The organism is Streptomyces eurocidicus, from assembly GCF_002891295.1.
Classification (GTDB): Bacteria; Actinomycetota; Actinomycetes; order Streptomycetales; family Streptomycetaceae; genus Streptomyces; species Streptomyces eurocidicus.
In genome coordinates this window covers 324,250-340,625 of record NZ_LGUI01000003.1, presented here as the reverse complement: position 1 = coordinate 340,625, position 16,376 = coordinate 324,250, and the positions used below count along the sequence as shown (strand labels likewise).

The 16,376-nt window shown below is 67.7% G+C and carries 15 protein-coding genes and 1 pseudogene; 11 read left to right on the top strand and 5 right to left on the bottom strand.

The window, feature by feature from the left end; all coding sequences use genetic code 11:
• Positions 1-3: 3 nt before the first annotated feature.
• The 3 genes from AF335_RS11345 to AF335_RS11335 are packed head-to-tail and all read left to right on the top strand — an operon-like array spanning position 4 to position 1,843.
• Positions 4-261: a PqqD family peptide modification chaperone gene (locus tag AF335_RS11345; RefSeq protein WP_102918217.1), complete on the top strand. Its 258-nt coding sequence runs from the start codon at positions 4-6 to the stop codon at positions 259-261.
• The gene (locus AF335_RS11340; RefSeq protein ID WP_102918216.1) at positions 258-683 is read left to right on the top strand and encodes a lasso peptide biosynthesis B2 protein; all 426 of its coding nucleotides are present in this window, start codon (positions 258-260) and stop codon (positions 681-683) included. Before AF335_RS11345 ends, AF335_RS11340 begins: the two co-directional genes overlap by 4 nt.
• An 8-nt stretch (positions 684-691) precedes the next feature.
• A complete protein-coding gene (locus AF335_RS11335; protein ID WP_102918215.1) occupies positions 692-1,843 on the top strand; it encodes a protein-L-isoaspartate O-methyltransferase family protein in 1,152 nt (383 codons plus the stop codon).
• Between the two features lie 424 nt (positions 1,844-2,267).
• Here AF335_RS11335 and AF335_RS11330 read toward each other — a convergent pair whose 3' ends face one another.
• Positions 2,268-2,537, bottom strand: a complete 270-nt coding sequence (locus AF335_RS11330; RefSeq protein ID WP_102918214.1) for a hypothetical protein — start codon at positions 2,535-2,537, stop codon at positions 2,268-2,270.
• Here AF335_RS11330 and AF335_RS11325 point away from each other — a divergent pair.
• Entirely contained in the window at positions 2,536-2,745 is a 210-nt protein-coding gene (locus AF335_RS11325) for a hypothetical protein (protein ID WP_102918213.1), read from the top strand. The two genes, AF335_RS11330 and AF335_RS11325, sit on opposite strands and share 2 nt — an antisense overlap.
• 170 nt (positions 2,746-2,915) lie before the next feature.
• Here the strand turns inward: AF335_RS11325 and AF335_RS11320 are convergent, their stop codons facing one another.
• Positions 2,916-3,314 (bottom strand): DUF3592 domain-containing protein, encoded by a 399-nt coding sequence (locus AF335_RS11320; protein ID WP_170127666.1) that lies wholly within the window; start codon positions 3,312-3,314, stop codon positions 2,916-2,918.
• A gap of 563 nt (positions 3,315-3,877) precedes the next feature.
• Here AF335_RS11320 and AF335_RS11310 point away from each other — a divergent pair.
• Positions 3,878-4,222 carry an EthD domain-containing protein gene (locus tag AF335_RS11310; protein ID WP_170127665.1) on the top strand — a complete coding sequence of 115 codons (345 nt, stop codon included), beginning with the start codon at positions 3,878-3,880 and terminating at the stop codon, positions 4,220-4,222.
• Between the two features lie 91 nt (positions 4,223-4,313).
• Here AF335_RS11310 and AF335_RS11305 read toward each other — a convergent pair.
• Positions 4,314-4,454, bottom strand: a pseudogene (locus AF335_RS11305) (MerR family transcriptional regulator); the annotation flags it as partial.
• 216 nt (positions 4,455-4,670) lie between these two features.
• On the opposite strand from AF335_RS11305, the gene AF335_RS11300 reads away from it, so the two are divergent.
• The 6 genes from AF335_RS11300 to AF335_RS11275 all read left to right on the top strand — a co-directional run bounded on the left by AF335_RS11300 (position 4,671) and on the right by AF335_RS11275 (position 15,289).
• Positions 4,671-5,630 carry a hypothetical protein gene (locus AF335_RS11300; protein ID WP_311775599.1) on the top strand — a complete coding sequence of 320 codons (960 nt, stop codon included), beginning with the start codon at positions 4,671-4,673 and terminating at the stop codon, positions 5,628-5,630.
• Positions 5,631-5,788: 158 nt separating this feature from the next.
• A complete protein-coding gene (locus AF335_RS11295; protein WP_102918210.1) occupies positions 5,789-7,285 on the top strand; it encodes an alpha/beta hydrolase in 1,497 nt (498 codons plus the stop codon).
• A gap of 911 nt (positions 7,286-8,196) precedes the next feature.
• The gene (locus AF335_RS11290) at positions 8,197-12,168 is read left to right on the top strand and encodes a glycosyl hydrolase family 18 protein (protein WP_170127664.1); all 3,972 of its coding nucleotides are present in this window, start codon (positions 8,197-8,199) and stop codon (positions 12,166-12,168) included.
• A gap of 40 nt (positions 12,169-12,208) precedes the next feature.
• Complete coding sequence (locus AF335_RS11285) at positions 12,209-12,502, top strand: hypothetical protein (RefSeq protein ID WP_228773265.1); 294 nt, start codon at positions 12,209-12,211, stop codon at positions 12,500-12,502.
• 340 nt (positions 12,503-12,842) lie between these two features.
• A complete protein-coding gene (locus AF335_RS11280; RefSeq protein WP_102918208.1) occupies positions 12,843-13,460 on the top strand; it encodes a hypothetical protein in 618 nt (205 codons plus the stop codon).
• 836 nt (positions 13,461-14,296) lie between these two features.
• Entirely contained in the window at positions 14,297-15,289 is a 993-nt protein-coding gene (locus AF335_RS11275; RefSeq protein ID WP_146045499.1) for a helix-turn-helix transcriptional regulator, read from the top strand.
• A gap of 276 nt (positions 15,290-15,565) precedes the next feature.
• On the opposite strand, the gene AF335_RS11270 is transcribed toward AF335_RS11275, so the two are convergent.
• Positions 15,566-15,796 (bottom strand): hypothetical protein, encoded by a 231-nt coding sequence (locus AF335_RS11270; protein WP_102918206.1) that lies wholly within the window; start codon positions 15,794-15,796, stop codon positions 15,566-15,568.
• A 7-nt stretch (positions 15,797-15,803) separates the two neighbouring features.
• Positions 15,804-16,124 carry a hypothetical protein gene (locus AF335_RS11265; RefSeq protein WP_102918726.1) on the bottom strand — a complete coding sequence of 107 codons (321 nt, stop codon included), beginning with the start codon at positions 16,122-16,124 and terminating at the stop codon, positions 15,804-15,806.
• Positions 16,125-16,376 lie beyond the last annotated feature (252 nt).

Sequence of the window (16,376 nt, the reverse complement as noted above, 5' to 3'; positions counted from 1 at the left end):
GCCATGCCCTTCCGCCTCGCTCGTGGCGTCGAGCGGATCGACGCCGACGGCTCGCCGATGCTCTTCAACACCCGCACCGGCGGCTACTTCGCCCTCAACGACTCCGCCGCCACAGCCTTGGACGCACTCGTCGGCCACGGCGAACAGGAGGCCGCCACCGCCCTCGTGGACACCTACGGCATCACCGCGGACCGGGCGGCGGCCGACGTCCGCGACCTGACCGCCAGACTGACCGGCCACCGGCTGCTGGAGTCGCGATGAGCACGGTCGTCGCCCTGCCCGAACGCGTCCACCTCACCCGCACCGAGCAGGCCGCCGGACACCTCGCCGTCACCGCCGCCCACCTGATCACCACCGCCCTCGGATCCCGCCCGGCCCGGCTCAAACAGCTGCTGGACGTGCTCGCCCGCCGGGCCGCACCCGCCACCGCCGAGCAGGCCTCGCGAGCGAGGGACGTGGTCACGACGGTCAGCCCCCACTGCGGCAGCGGCTACGGCTGCCTGCCCCGATCGATCGCCACCGCCCTGCTCTGCCGCCTCGCCGGCACCTGGCCCACCTGGAAGAGCGGCGTGCGCTTCCCGCCCCTGACCTCCCACGCGTGGGTCGAAGCCGACGGCGAGCCCGTCGGCGAAGACCCGCACTACATCGCCACGTTCACCACGGCCCTGACCGTCGAACCCTAAGGAGCCTCATGACCGACCAGACCACCAGCCCGTCCCTGACCGCCCGCATGGCCGCCTACGCGACCACCCTGCGCGAGCGCGGCGCGATCCGCACCAGCCCGGTCGAGCGGGCTTTCGCCACCGTCCCCCGGCACCTGTTCCTGCCCGGCGGCTACTACACCAGCGGCACCTTCATCCCCGTCCCCGCCGACCCCGGCGACGACCTGCTCGACCGCATCTACTCCGACACCGCCCTGATGACCCACGTCCCCAAGAGCGACGACGCGGCCGGCCGCTACAGCTCCACCTCTCAGCCCCGGGTCATCGCCGCCATGCTCGAAGCCCTCCAGCTCGCACCCGGGATGAAGGTCCTCGAGATCGGCGCCGGCACCGGCTACAACGCGTCCCTGATCGCGGCCATCACCGGCGCCGAAGTCGTCACCATCGACGTCTCCGAGGTCATCGTCACCGAAGCCGCCAAAGCCGCCGAGCGGGCCGGGGAGAAGAACGTCACCGCCCTCACGGCCGACGGCTATCTCGGTTATCCCGCCAAGGGCCCCTACGACAGGATCGTGGTCACCTGCGGCGTCACCGGCATCTCCCCGCACTGGCTCGACCAGCTTGCCGACGACGGGCAGATCGTCGTCCCCGTCGCACACGGCGGCTTCCACCCCACCCTCTCGGTCACCCGCGACGGCACCCGCCTGATCGGCCGCGGGGTGATGTCGAGCGACTTCATGTCCGCCGCCGGCCCCCTCTACGCGTGGCAGGACGGACAGACCCCGGCCCTGACCGAACCGCTTCCGCCGCAGCCGATGACCACATGGGAGAACGTCGGACCCGTCCTGGAGGACGATGCCTACTACGATCTGTGGTTCCACCTCGGCACCCGGACCGGCCGCACCACCCGTGCCTACGTCGACGGCCTCGACCCCGCCCAGGGCATGGCCTGCCTCCACGAGCCCAGCCGCGGCACCGCCTGGATTCAGCGGACCGGCCACCTGCACCACGTCGGCGACCAGGCCGTCGCCGACGACCTGAAGGCCCTGGTGCACAGCTGGGTGGACCTCGGACGGCCGGGCATCGCCGACCACCGCGCGATCCTCGAACGCGCCAGCGATGACGAGACGGTCTTCTACCCGGTCGAGTGGCATCTACGCGAGGACTACCGGCAGCACTGACCGACACAGCGAGAGGGGGCACCGACCTGGGTCGGTGCCCCCTACTCACGCGCCGGGAGCCAGTCCCCTCTTGACGAGGTGCCTGGCTCGCCTTACCAAGCTTCTCCAGCTTGGTCTCGAAGGGGTAGTGACACGGTCAGAGTTGACGTGGGTCTGGCCTTGGGATTCGTACCGCCGAACAGCCAGTGCCGCATCAGACAACTTCGCACTGCGACGGTTGCACTCGCTCTGCCTCCTCGTCGGCAATCTGCCGCAGACAGTGAGGGCGCCCGCGGCACGCACCTCGCCGGCGCCCCAAGACGCAGACTGAACCCCCGCGTGACGGCAGCCCGACTGCCACGGTACGAAGACCGGCGACTACGCCGCTACCTCCTGAGCCCTGGGCGCGCCGTCGTCTGCGACTGACCGGGCACAGGACGGTCTGTCAGCAGGGCCGGATGCTGCTCGTCTTCTTCCGGTCCTCCCCGCGCAGCTTGACGCCTCCCTTCGGCTCGACCTTCGCCAGCAGCTTCGCGAACTGCGAGTGCTCGTACAGACAGACCGCGGCGTCCGACCAGTTTTTGGCAGTGACGACCTTGTCGTTGTATTTGTCGGGCAGCTGTGGACGGGCCTCGCCCGCCGTCATGTAGAACAGCCAGCGCACGTCGTCACCGAAGCAGATAGTGTGGTCCCCGCATCCGGGACCGATCTTCATGTCCACGTTCGCCGCCGACACCGCGGCGGGTTTCCCCGACGAGGCCGTTGCCGCCGGCGTCGCCAGGAAAAGCATCGGCGCCACGGCCATCACGGCCACAACGCCCCGAACAGACTTTCTCATCGTGTGCACGCTTTACTCCGTCCTCGTTGAACGTACGGACTTCCGCACGCGGCAGTACGTGATCTGCGTGCAGCGGCAGCACTAGGGATCTGCCCCCGTGCCCCAGTGCAAACCGTGCCCTTACGGCACAGTCAACACTCAGTGGGCTCTCCCCTCTTAACCGGCTGCGGGTACCCAGCCGGGCGGGATGCACGACGCGGGCAAGCGATTCCTTAGGCGACTATGCAGCACACGGCCTGACTCTGAGGAGCAAGCTCAACGACCGGTGGCGAGCATCCAGATCCCGATGGCTGTGAACAGGGTGCCGCCCGCGAAGCGAGCCGCGACTTCTCCGATCCGTCTCCTGCGAAGGTCGATTCGCGCGCTGTTCGGGGCCTGGGGAAGGTAGCGCACCGGGACCTCACCGCCCACGGGAAGGCCCTTGACTCCGGATGACCCGGCCTGGAACGTGTGCCGACCACCTTGCGCATCAACGAATTCGACCACCGCGAAGTAGACAAGGCCACCATCCATTTCGGAGCCTTCCACATGGTGGCGGACCACCAGGCCCCTGACGCGGATCCCCTCGCGCTGGAGGCGGTGCTGGACCATGGCCTCATGGGTACCGAACCCGAGGCAGGTCAGACCTGCCAGTAGCGTGATCGCAACCCACACCGCTGCCTCCCCTTCCCTGCTGTGCCCGACTCTTCGGGTACCTTCTGTCGCAGGGGTGGACGCCACATCGGCTGGAGGCGGTTGCCGGTGAAAACGCTGGGCAGTGCGCAGACGCCGACGAGCCCGTAACGGTCCGACATACGCCTCACTGCGTAGGACACGGTCGTACTGCGGCAGCACCGGAGGGGCGGGCCAGACGTGATGTCCGAACCGGTGATCGAGTCCGTCAGCGGGGGCGTGCTCCGGCTGACGCGCGCCCGGTTCGTACCTGTCTGCTCCGCGCTCGTCCTACACCGCGGCGGTCGAGCGGTACCTCACCGGTGTGGGCATCGCGAAGTCCTCCGCGAGCATATGCCGGATCTCACTGACGACGTTTGCATCATCCAGCCTCAGCTCCCGATACGTGCAGCACTTCGGGGATACACGCTCAGCCCGGCCATGGGTGACGCAACGGGTACCGTCCCGGCCGAGTGGCCTTGCGTCCGGGGCTATACGCTGCCGTGCAAGATGCGTGCGTAGCATAGGAGTTACTGAGGAAGGCCATACCTGCCTTGAGGAGTCCCGTGATCAAGATCAGCATCTTCCTGACCCGGCGCGCGGACCTGACCCACGAGGAGTTCGTGGAGTACTGGACGCACAAGCACCTGCCGCTGATCGCGAGCGTGACCGACGGAGCGGTACCGGTCCGGCGCCATGTCCTGCTCCTGCCCACCGACGACGAGATCCCCGGCCTGCGCAGCACCTACTACGACGGCGTCGTCGAGGTCTGGTTCGACGACATTGCCGACGCCACCCGCTGGTTCACCTCCGACATCTTCACCACGACCGTCGCCGCCGACGAGGAGAACTTCCTCGACCGCTCCCTGACCCGTTTCCTCTACACCACCGAAACCCCGATCGTCGGTTGAGCACCACCGCCGAGGTATATCGACCGCGCAGGGTTCGGGGCGCTCGTGCTGGCCGTGGGCGGATGACTGCTTCGAAGATGTGACGGCGCGCCAGCAGGTGAGACACGCCGTACTGCTTGTAGCCGTTGACACGGCGCTCCGGCTCGTCGAGCAGCCCGGCCTCGTGGTAGTGCCGTACCGCCCGCAGGCTGGTACCCGCGAGCTTGGCGACCTCACGCGTACTCCACGCCATCGCCTCGCACTCCGTCCGGCTGCTCAGGCGTCGGCGTCACCGCCCGGCTCACTCCATTCGAAATCATGCAGCCGCGGCATGGTCAAGCGCGACTGGACCGGGGCCTCATGCCCGGTACCGGGGCCGGCGCGGAGCGCCCCGGCAGCACGGGCGTCCGGTCGGGAACCGTGGCCGGGTCGGGGCGCGTCCTTTTCCGGGACCGTGGAAGGGATGCCCATGAGCATCGACCCACCCCGCCCGTCCGGCCTGCCGCCCGCGAACGGCGGGCCACGGCCCGCGGGTGACCCGCCGCGGCCGTACACGCCGTTGTGGCGACGGCTGCGGGAGGACGAATGGCCGCCGCTGGGCGAGGTGTTGCGGGGACGGCGGGAGTATATGTCCCACTGGATGTTGCTGGTGCTGCTCCTCCCGTTCCTGTGGTGGCTGACCGTGCCGCTGCTGGTCGGCTACCAGCTGGCCCGTACGGCCCGCCGTGTGGCGCGCCGGGTTTTCCCCGTACGCCCAGCCGGGCACGTCGAGGATCCCGAGGTAGCCCGGGTGCAGCGGGTGCGGGCCTGGGTGGCCCTCGCCATGACGGGGGTGCTGCTGGCCGTGTTCGGTGGCTGGCAGGACGTGCCGGGGGATGTTCTGCAAAAGCTGGTGTTCGCGCCCTGGCTGGCGCTGTTGAGTGCGGCGGTGGCAGTGGCGCTGCTCTTCTGGGCGGCCAGGCCCGAGACGCGGCGGGCCATGCGGACGGAGCTGTGGCCGGCCGGCCGGTCGGCCCTGTGGTACTGCGGTGCCTGGGCGCTGGTGCCGCTGCTGTTTGTGGCCGCGGCCGAGGGGATGGGGCTGCTGCCCAGCAGCGCCAACGGGCTGTCCGGGGTGCTGCTCTGGGTGTCCGTGATGTTCGTGTGCTGGGCGCCGTTCTGGTGGGTGATCTTCTTCCTCTGCTTCGCCTCCGGCCCGGCGCTGCGCCACGCCTTCAACCTGGCCGCCGTGCACGCGGCGCTGCCCGCGCTGGTCACCGCCGTCCTGGTCTGGGTGCTCGCCTTCCTTGGCCTGTCGTCGGGCGGTCTGCCGCCGGGCCCGGTGCCGCTCGCGCTCTGCGCGTTCCTCGGTGGCCCGGTGTCGGTGACGGCACTGGTCTGGTGGGAAATCCACCGGCTGCGACGGCAGGGGATGCGGTGGCGGGGTTAGCGCCGTGGAGCTGCGTGTTCCGCCCGGGCGGAAGCGGCAGAAGCACCGCACCCGGAACAGCCCGCGGACCAGGCCGGTGACACCGGGGGAACCCGCGGCCGACCGGCCAACCCCGCCCGCCCCTGCCGACACCTCGTGCGCCCCCAGGAGGACATCGCATGTACCGGAAAGCCCTGTCCCTCGCCCTCGCGGGCACCGCAGTCGCCGCCACCACGGTCGCCGCTGTCGTGGCTCCCGGGGCACCGGGGGCGACCACGAACACGATGACGACCGCGAGCACAGTGGCGGCCACGCCGCAATCCCTGAAATGGGGCCCGTGCCCGAAGGAGGCCGCGTCCCCCCGTCTCGAGTGCACGACGCTCGACGTACCGCTGGACTACCGCCATCCCCACGGCCGGCAGATCGAGATCGCCGTCTCCCGGATGGCGAGCAAGGACCCCGCCAAGCGCCGCGGTGTGCTCTTCACCAACCCGGGCGGCCCCGGCGCCGCGGGACTCGCCTACCCGGCGATCCTCGCCCATGCGGGGCTGCCGAAGGACGTCGTCGACTCCTATGACGTGATCGGCTTCGACCCGCGGGGCGTCGGCCGCAGCACACCGGTCACCTGTGACCTGACACCGTGGCAGCAGCAACGCGGTAACTTCCCGCCGTACGCGCACACCGCGGTCGACGTCGCCCGGGAGGCGAAGAACGCGCAGGCCGTCGCCCGGCAGTGCGCCACCTCGCGGACCGGGTGGATGCTGCCGCACATCACCACCGCGAACACCGCACGCGACATGGACCTGATCCGCGCGGCGCTGGGCGAGACGAAGGCCTCCTACTTCGGCACCTCCTACGGCAGCTACCTCGGCGCGGCGTACGCCTCGATGTTCCCCGAGCGCGGCGACCGGATCCTGCTCGACAGCAACCTTGGTCCCGGCGGTTACGACCTCGAGGCCTTCCGCCGGCTCGGTCGCGGAATGGAGGACCGGTTCCCGGACTTCGCCGAGTTCGCGGCCGCGCACCCCCGGTACGGTCTGGGCACCACTGCGGAGCAGGTGACCGCCAAGTTCCACGAACTCGCCAAGCGTCTCGATGCCGAACCGGTCGGCGGCATGGACGGGACGCTGTTTCGCGGGATGACCTTCGACCGCCTCTACGTCGAGGTCCTGATGCCCGCACTGGCCGAATCCTGGCAGGCGCTCGACAAGGGCAAGCCGGTGCCGCCCCCGTCGGTCTCGGAGAACCTGCTGGCCAGCCGTTTCCTCGTGATCTGCGGTGACTCGCACTGGCCCACGAAGATCGGGACGTACCAGCGCAATGCCGCGATCGACCGGGCGAAGTACCCGTTGGTGGGCGGGTCCACGGGATCCATCGGCCCGTGCGCGTTCTGGCCCCACGAGCGACCCGAGCCGCCGGTGCACATCGATGACCAAGGCCCGTCGAACGTACTGATGGTGCAGAACGAACGCGACCCTGGGACACCCCTGGTCGGGGCTCAGGAGCTACGGCAGGCCTTCGGCCAGCGGGCCAGGCTGGTGACCGCCGACCAGGGCGGGCACGGCGTCTACCCATTCGGCAGCAACACCTGCGCCAACGACACAGCGACCGCGTTCCTGACCACCGGACGGCGCCCGGCCAAGGACCTCGCCTGCGCGGCCGAGCCGACCAAGTAACGGGAGCGCAGTCATGACTAACGGGAGTACATGCCTGATCAAGGAGTAGCACCCACCGTCGGGCGGTGGAGCGAGTCACGCCTGGTGAACCGGGTCAGCGCCCTCACGCCCTGACCAAGATCGATCTCGCCGATAACCGCTGTACCGAGTACCGAAGGCCGGAGAGCCCGGCGCCGGGTGGTGGCCCTCGCGCCTTCCGGGCTCTCATCGCTGCCCCGTACTCCGGCCGGGTGAACTGGCCCCGCCGCCGGGTCTGCTCGCCTTGCACTTCATTCAAGCTGTCGATAGATGGACGCGATCGACCACGCGGAACCTCGCGCCGGCAGGGTGGATATTTGTGCGGGTGACCCAAAGGGGAACGATTCTTCGGGTGCCGTCAGAGCGCGGCGCAGGCCATCCACCGGGCGGCCGTGCGTTCCTGACGGCATGCAAGATCCCGCCGACTACGCCTACGCGCACCCGGGACAGGACCCCGACGAGCAGAGTGCACGCGGACTTGGCTGAAGGGGCCCTGTCGGCGCACCGCACAGAACACGGAACCTTGAAACCGGCTCCGGGTAAAGGTGAGGCAATGTGCATCAGTACTGGGGCGTGTGTCCCGGCCGTGTCCGGGTGGTCCATACGGCACCCCAAGGCCGATGTGTGCCGGGTGAGCACTGCGCCCGGGTGCGCCCGCCCAGCCGGACCATCCGATCCGTTCGATCCAAGGGAGACGCATGAGGAGACTGAGGAGAACCTTAGGGCGGGGTAGCGCCCCGCCAGGGAGCTGCGGGCTGCCGGCTGCCGGCACCAGGCCGCGCCGGCGCGCCGTCACCGCTGTATTCATCGCGCTGGCCACACTCGTGGCCTCGGCGGCGCTCGTGGTGCTCCCGGCCGGCCCTGCCCAGGCCTCGCCGCTGCGGAGCACGCCGGTGCTCGCGTACAACATGCTGGGCGCCGACGGCGGGAGTAAGTGGACCACCAATATCGGCCGCTACCTCAGGGCCGCTGAGATCGTGGCGGTGCAGGAGGCGGGAGCGATCCCGATCGGAGAGTTCGTCAACCGCAGCGCCGCTATTCCGGGCCTGCCGGCGATCGGGCGGGCCAACTACATCCAGCACCACCGCTGGAGGTTCAGTCACGAGAGCTACGAGGTCTACTTCCTGCAGACCGACCAGAACGGCGGCACTTACGTCGGCAACCGCAACAACGTCGCGCTGGTCACCCAGCGGGAGGCCGACGAAGTCACGGCGATCCCCAACCCCTACAGCGGGGGGCGCGCGATGATCGGGGTCCGCTTCGGCACCGCCTGGTACTTCAGCTACCACGCCATGAGCGGCGGCGGCAATGACGCGCGGACCATGCTGGCCCGCGTCGACGATTTCGTGAGCCAGCGGCCGGGCAACGAAGAGTGGACCGTGCTCGGCGACTTCAACCGGGAGCCGAGCGACCTCGTCATCCCGGCCGGCTCGTACATCTACAACACGGGTCTGCCCACGCACATCGGCCGCAAGGAGTTCGACTACGCCGTGTCCTCTGCCAACATCGCCGACCATCCGGTGACGCGGCAGCCCGGGGCCAGCGCCGACCACTTCGCCGTCGCGGTCGGCGGCCTGCGTGCGCAGGCCGAGCCCCGCCCGTTGTTCGAAAACCCCCATTACATCGAGAGCGTGCCGTACGGCCTGGTGATGGCCCCCGAGAAGGCACCGTGGGGCGGCGAATGGCTCAACCCGAAGAGGCGTGATCCCGAGGACAGCTCCCAGCGGTTCGACATCGAGTTCGACGATAAGGTCGGATTCCGGATCCGCGAGCCCGGCGGCAAGTGCGCAACGGTCAGCGAAAATGTGCCGCAATCCGTGTCCCTGTACGACTGCTCCAACTCCTCGAACCAACGGTTCGACCTTGTCTCGCTCGGCAACGACCAGTACCAGATCCGTGACCTGCGCTACGGGCGATGCCTGGAAGTCTTCAGCAGCGAGAGCACCATGGCGGGCCTGTATCCGTGTGGGGATGGCGCGGGACAGCACTGGACCTTTCCGCAGACCCACCAGGACCTGAGCGAACCCGATTTCGAGACGGTGGATCTGCCGGTCGCCTACCCGGGATCGGAGGGCCTGCAGAACCTCTACACGGGCCAGATGCTGACCGGCGACCCGCGCGGCTTGCCGGCCACCACGGTCCGCGCCGAACAGCGCGAACCGTTCCCCACCCCCACCAGGGCGGAGTGGACCATGGACTGGCGGGGCGAGTACCTGCGGCTGCACAGCCCCGCCGCCGGCGAGTGCGTCGAGATCGACGATCCGCCTGCCGGCAGTGACGCGCCGGCCGGCGTCGACCTGAAGCCCTGCACGAGTTCCTCCGCGCAGCTGTGGAAGGTGCTCCCGTACAAGGGGGAGGCATTCCGGCTGCAGAGCAGGGTGGCCGGGGGGCAGGACGGTTTGTGCCTGTCCCTGCCTGCGGACGACGATCCGGGAGACCGCTGGGACATCGTGGTGGCCACGGAGTGTGCCTCCCCGCTTGGCTGGCAGATTTGGTCCTTCGCTCCGTACTCCACCGCGACCGACCAGAACGACCCGCTCCAACGGTCCCTGCGGTATGGCCCCACGCCGCCGCCCGACCCGGAGCCCGTGATCAAGGGCCGGGCAGCGCGGTCCGTCTCCGCCGCGGCGGACCATGCCACGTGCCGTCCGGACGGGATGACGGCGACGAAGGGGGTCGACACCCCGTACTGCCTGATCTACGACGACCAGGGTCGGGAGATCATGGGCGAACGGCATCCGCGGCGGACGGTGGGGTACTTCACCGGCTGGCGCACCGGCCGGAACGGGCAGCCCATGTACCTGCCGCGCAGCATCCCCTGGGGTCAGCTGAGCCACGTCAACTACGCCTTCGCGCACGTCGACAAGAACAACCGCATCTCGGTGGGCGATGTGAACGACCCGGACAACCCGGCCACCGGTATGACCTGGCCCCAGGTGCCCGGCGCCGACATGGACGCCAGCCTGCCGTACAAGGGGAACTTCAACCTCCTGAACAAGTACAAGAAGCAGCACCCCAGGGTCAGGACCCTGATCTCCGTGGGAGGCTGGGCCGAGACGGGCGGCATCCTGAAGCCCGACGGCAGCCGGGAGAAGTCCGGTGGCCTGTACACCGTCACCAACAGGGCGGACGGCAGCGTCAATCAGGCCGCCATCAACACCTTCGCCGACTCCGTCGTCGAGTTCCTGCGCACCTACGGCTTCAACGGTGTCGACATCGACTACGAGTACCCCACCTCTCTCAAGGACGCGGGCAATCCGGAGGACTGGCCCGTCGCTAATCCCCGCCGCAAGGGCCTGAACGCGGGCAACACCGCGTTGATGAAGACCCTGCGCGAGAAGCTCGACGCGGCCTCCGCCGCGGACAACAAGTACTACCAGCTCACCGCGGCGGCCTCCGCGTCCGGCTATCTGCTGCGCGGCCAGGAGGACTTCCGCGCTCTGCAGTACCTGGACTTCGTCAACACGATGTCCTACGACTACCACGGCTCGTGGAACAACTACGTCGGCCCGCAGGCACCGCTCTACGACGACGGCAAGGACGTGGAGCTGGCCGCCACCGGGATCTACGACAAGGCCAAGAACCCCGAGTACCAGCAGGAGGGCTTCTTCAACACCGACTGGTCCTACCACTACTTCCGCGGCGCACTGCAGGCCGGGCGCATCAACATGGGCGTGCCGTACTACACACGCGGCTGGAAGGACGTACAGGGGGGTCAGGGCAACGGGCTGTGGGGCATCTCCAAACTCAAGGACCAGTCCCAGTGCCCGGACGGGACCGGCCCCAACGGCGGTACGACGGAGTGCGGCTCCGGTGCCTCGGGCATCGACAACCTGTGGCACGACCAGACCGCCGCGGGCGATGAGCTGGCCGCCGGATCCAACCCGATGTGGCACGCCAAGAACCTGGAACGGGGCGCTGTGACCAGCTACCTGCCCCGGTTCGGTCTGGACCCGAAGGACCCCGCGAACCGGACCGACGGCTATACCCGCCACTGGAACGGCACGCTCAAGGCGTCCTGGCTGTGGCACAAGGACAAGAAGGTGTTCCTCTCCACCCACGACACCCAGGACACTGCCGCCAAGGCCGACTACATCAAGAACAAGGGCGCGGGCGGCGCGATGATCTGGGAACTGGCCGGGGACTACGAGTGCCCGGACGACACGTCGGGGCAGTGCGTGCCCGGCTACACCCTGACCAGGCAACTCGACGACGCCCAACGCGGTGCCGGGCCCTACGGCGCGACCCGCGCGGGGAAGACCGAGCTGCCCAGCCAGGTCCTGGACGCGGACATGACGTTCGCCAAGTACCCGACCGACAACAAGGACCTGTGGCCGCTCCAGCCCAAGCTGCGGATCACCAACCGCGGCGACAAGACCATCGCCGGGGGCGCCAAGGTCTCCTTCGACCTTCCGACGTCAGCGCCGTCCGTCATCAAGGACGGCAACTGGCAGCCGTACAAGGATGTCAACCCCGGCCACTTGGGGCCCAACGTCGGGGGCCTGAAGGGGGAGTTCCACCGGGTCACGATCACCCTGGAGAAATGCCAGGAGATCCCGGCCGGGCGCAGCATGGACATCCCCGTCAAGTACTACCTGCCCGCCACCGGTCCCGCGAACGTCACGATCACCAGCGAGGGCAAGACCTTCGGCATCACCGGTGACCGGCGCCACGGCACACAAACAGTGGCGCCGCCCGCCGGCTCGGCTCAATGCTCTGCGGTGAAGTGGGACCCGAAGAAAACTTACGACAAGGGGGACGTGGTCACCCACAAGGGCAAACGCTGGCTCGCCCAGTACTGGGCCGACAAGGGCGATGAACCGGGCGTCGCCCCGGTCTGGCGGAACATCAGCCCCAACGACTGACCACCGCCGGTCCCGTTCCCGTTGCGAGAACACGATGAGGGTGCCCAGGACGGTCCTGCCGACCGTCCTGGGCACCCTCATCACCCGGAGCACGCCCTGTTGCCTGTTTCCGGCGTATGCCAGTTCGATACCCCCCGAGCGGACCGCGCTCGACCACGGCGTGACCGTGCGCCGCGGCCAGGGATACACCCTGCGCGTCACCGCCGTACCCCCGGTCCACCGCCGGCTCCTCGAACGCTGCCAGCCGCTCGACGGCGCCGCGGCGATTCCGGCCCAGCGCAAGGCCCGGCGCGAGTACGTGAACCGCGTCAACGCCCTCAGCAACGGCACCTGACGGAGTATCCCCAGGTCAGGGGCTACTTCGTTGTTTTTCGGCGAGTACTGCTGGGATCCCACGGACGCCCTTGGACGGGCCCGGATAAGCCTGCGTCAGATGGACGCTGCACCCCTGCTGACCTGCGCTTGAGTCACCGAACTGGATTACGGCTCGTCCTCTTGGACAGATTCCTCGGGACTATTAATCCATTGGTTGTGGGTTCGAGTCCCACACGGCCTGGGGCCTGCATCCTTTCGCCCCGATCGGGTTCCTCCAACTGGGGCGAAGGCGTATGTGTCGGCTTCCCTGTCGTGTTGCGAGATCCTTGGTGGCGGGTGCGGGGCTCAGGAGTCTGTTCATGGGTCGCCCCAACCGCGCCGTGCAAGCCGCCATCACGCAGCGCCGCACCGACGCCGTCGATCTCAGGGTCGCGGGCGTCGGCTGGCCGGCCATCGGCCGAAAGCTTGCCGCCGACCCGTCCATCAACGCCGACGAACGCGCCTACCCGCAGGGGTACGGCATCGACCGCTACAGGCAAGGGCTGGCACCGCCCAGCGACAAGCGGTTGATCGAGCTGGCGTGCAGGGACGTCTCCAAGGCTCTCAAGGAGCGTGCTGCAGAGCTCAGCCGGAGCACCGACGAGCTGCGGCAGCTGATGATGAAGCGCCTGGAACGCCTGTTCTTTCCCATGTACCAGCTGGCGGTGCGATCGGGGGACTACCGGGCCACGGATCGGGCGGTGCGCATCATCGAGCGCGAGTGTCGGCTCCTCGGCCTGGACCAGCCGGTCCGCACGGAGCTGTCCGGCCCGAGCGACACTCCGGTGCAGGCGGGGGTCGGGAGTCTGGATGAGTTGGGGCGTCTGATCGGGCTGGCGGGGGATCTGTCGGTCGACGGCGCCTCGATGGCCGATGGCGGGGCGGAAGACCCCATTCAGAACCCCTGTCGATGCAGGTCACAGTGGCTGTCGCCGTGAGCCCTGGGTGAGCCCCGTGTGAGCCCGGACGCCTTCGGACAGGTCGTCACCGCGTGATCCTCCACGCACCGCCGCCCGGCGCTGACCTGCACAGACAGCCACCGGGCGGCATGACGCGAACCGCCTCAACACGAGTGATCTTGAACTCGTAATGCGTAGGTCTCGGGTTCGAATCCCGAAGGCGGCTCAGGAGAAGCCCAGTTCAGACCCAGTCTGAGCTGGGCTTTCTTGTTTCGGCGGTGCGGCGACGGAGCCGGGCACGGGCCGTCCGGTGGTCCGTGGTCTCAGTTCCGGTTTCATCGCGGGGGAGACCAGGGGCATGAAGGTGTCGCCCGTACGGCGCACGGCAGGATCGTGTCGGCGATGTGGCGGCTCCCGTCGTACAGGTGGCGATCGCTGAGGCCGGCCTCTTTGAGTAGTAGCTCTTTGAGCCCCTGCCGGTTCGCGAGGGGCATCTTCGCCCGGATCCCGTGCTCCGGCCCATCCGGATGGGCCGGAGCACGGGATCCGGGCGTCGAGGGAGAGGCCGCCCCGGCAGGCCACCGGATTCGTGGAGCCCGGTGTCACTAGCGCGAAAGCCGACACGCGAACCCGACCTGGAATCATCACAGATGAGAAATAGTGCGATATGGCGGACTCATGCTTGCCCGATCGGAGTGCTGAACAATGAAGGTGATGGCGGCATTACAGTAAGCAGCCCTAGTGGGCAAGCCGTGAAATCTAAATACATGCATCTATTCACACGATTGGGTGACCTTACCCAGGAAGGGGCGTTCGATTCCCGCTCCCCCGCCATACTCGTTCGCGAGCAGTCGGCGAGCTTTGGGGTGTGAATCGTGCCAGACGTTTTCGGTCGTATCGAATTAAATGTCCGGAAGGTCTTCGGGGAAGGTCCGGTGTGCGTGCATGTGGGAAATGTTGAGGAATGTGAGATCAAGCGGCACCCAACTTATTCGAAATTTCGCACCGATGCGATCTCGTCGGGAGTTCGGTCGGCTGCGAGTTCCCGCCTGTGGGAATCCATGATTGCCATGGGCAGGTTGAGCGAGTTGGATGGCGACGACAGATGGCTACTGGTTATCCTCGACTGCACCGTTCCCTGTTTCCGTTCGTTATCCACGAGAATCGCCCGTGATTTCCAAGTGGAGCGCGAAGAGATCCGATCAGCCATGGTGGCAACCGCGTTGGAGGTATGGGCGGACACTGCCGTGGGCGTTCCGCCGCGCCATGTCAGAGATCGGATGGTGAAGGCGGCCTTCGAGGCGTCCTTCCGGTATGCGAAGGCTGTCTCGTCGGAGTACTCGATGGACGACATCGAAATATTCCGGCCGGAAACCCCTGCCCAGGACTCCGCGCTGATGGCATCGTCGATCATCGATGTCAACAGTATCCGTGACGCGGATGTCGCAGAACAGATCAGGGGCGAGCGGCTCGGGGCTCTGCTTCAGGGGCTGGGCTGCTTCGATGTCGTGCGGGGTTTTCATGACGAAATTCGCGCCGGTCGCCGTTCAGGATCGGTCAGCCAAGCGGTGAAGGCATCGGGGCTGTCCCGATCGCGGATCTCCAACCCAAACCTCTACTACTACGCCTCGGACCTCTATCCATCTTTTATTGGGCTCCGGGAAGCCGCAGGTGTGATGGGAATTGCCGAGTCTGCCGCACACCGACTTATCAGGGCAGGGGAGTTCCCGTTCCCCGTGGCGAGGGCGGGGCGGAGCTACAAGGTCTCCGTGAGAGCTCTCATGCATTTCAAGGATATTTCGGATTCCATCGTCCATGTCGACGACATCGAGAACGGTGCCCTCCATGCGAGCGGCGGCTTACGGTGAGGCAGGCTGCCGCCTGCCGAGTGTTTTGCCCGTCCTGAGCGGAGGAGAGCCCAGAAAGTCCTCGGCGTCGGTCGATTGGACGAGGCCATGAGGGCACGAGCTGCCTGGGCCGCTGGCTTTCGGCCAACGTGATCATAATCAAGTTCGGGCGGATCCAGCTCTCCTGACCGCCTTGTAATGCGTAGATCTCGGGTTCGAATTCCGAAGACGGTTCACAAAGGCCAGGTAACCTCTGGTGGCCTGGCCTTTGTGTATATCCGGGGCCGGGCTCCCGCACTAATCCTTGCCCGCTCGCTTCTTCGCGGTCCGGGCCTGCCAGGCCCGGCGTGCGAGGAGGCCGCCGGCGAGGGCGACGAGGAGGGCGCCCCAGTCGATGACGTGGGGGAGGCCGGGCAAGAAGGCGAAGACGGCGAGCACTGCGGCGGCGCCGATGGTGAAGGCGAGGATGCCGGCTCGCCGGTGCTTGGACTCCCGGCCGGGGTCCTGGGAAGTGGGCTCGGTGGTCATTCGCGGCTCACTTGGTGATGTGGTGGCACTGGCTGACCCGCCGTACGCCGTTGATGTTGAGGTGGGCGCACGCCCTCCCGTAGCGGGGGAGCCTCTGGGGTCCGTTGTTCCGCATGGGGTCGATCTTGCACTCGGTGTGGGTTCTGCCACGCGAGGTGCGGTACCGCCTGTTGTCGGTGTCAGCGTAGGTGAAGTCGATGCGCCAGTTGCAGAAGCCGCTGTTGAGGGCACCGACGAAGCCGCAGTCGACCCCGGCATTCTGGTAGGTGATGTTCGTGCCGCCACCGCGGATGATGTGGGTGAACAAGCAGCCTGTCGGGATCTTCATGGTGACGCCGCCGACTTGGTAGTGGAAGGCCGCGACAGGTGTGGAGCCGATGGCGGTGGCGTGGGCTTGCGCCGGGTGTAAGAGGGCGAGCGTGCCTGCCATGGCGACCGCGGCGGCAGTCCGAGCTGTGGAACGGTTGCTCATGTGTGGCCTCTTTCGACGGAGTTGTTGCCGGGAATGGCAACTCTTGATGTCTTCCTGAGGTTCTGTGCCGATGAGTGGACCACCGTGATGAGTGATCAGCGGATCTTG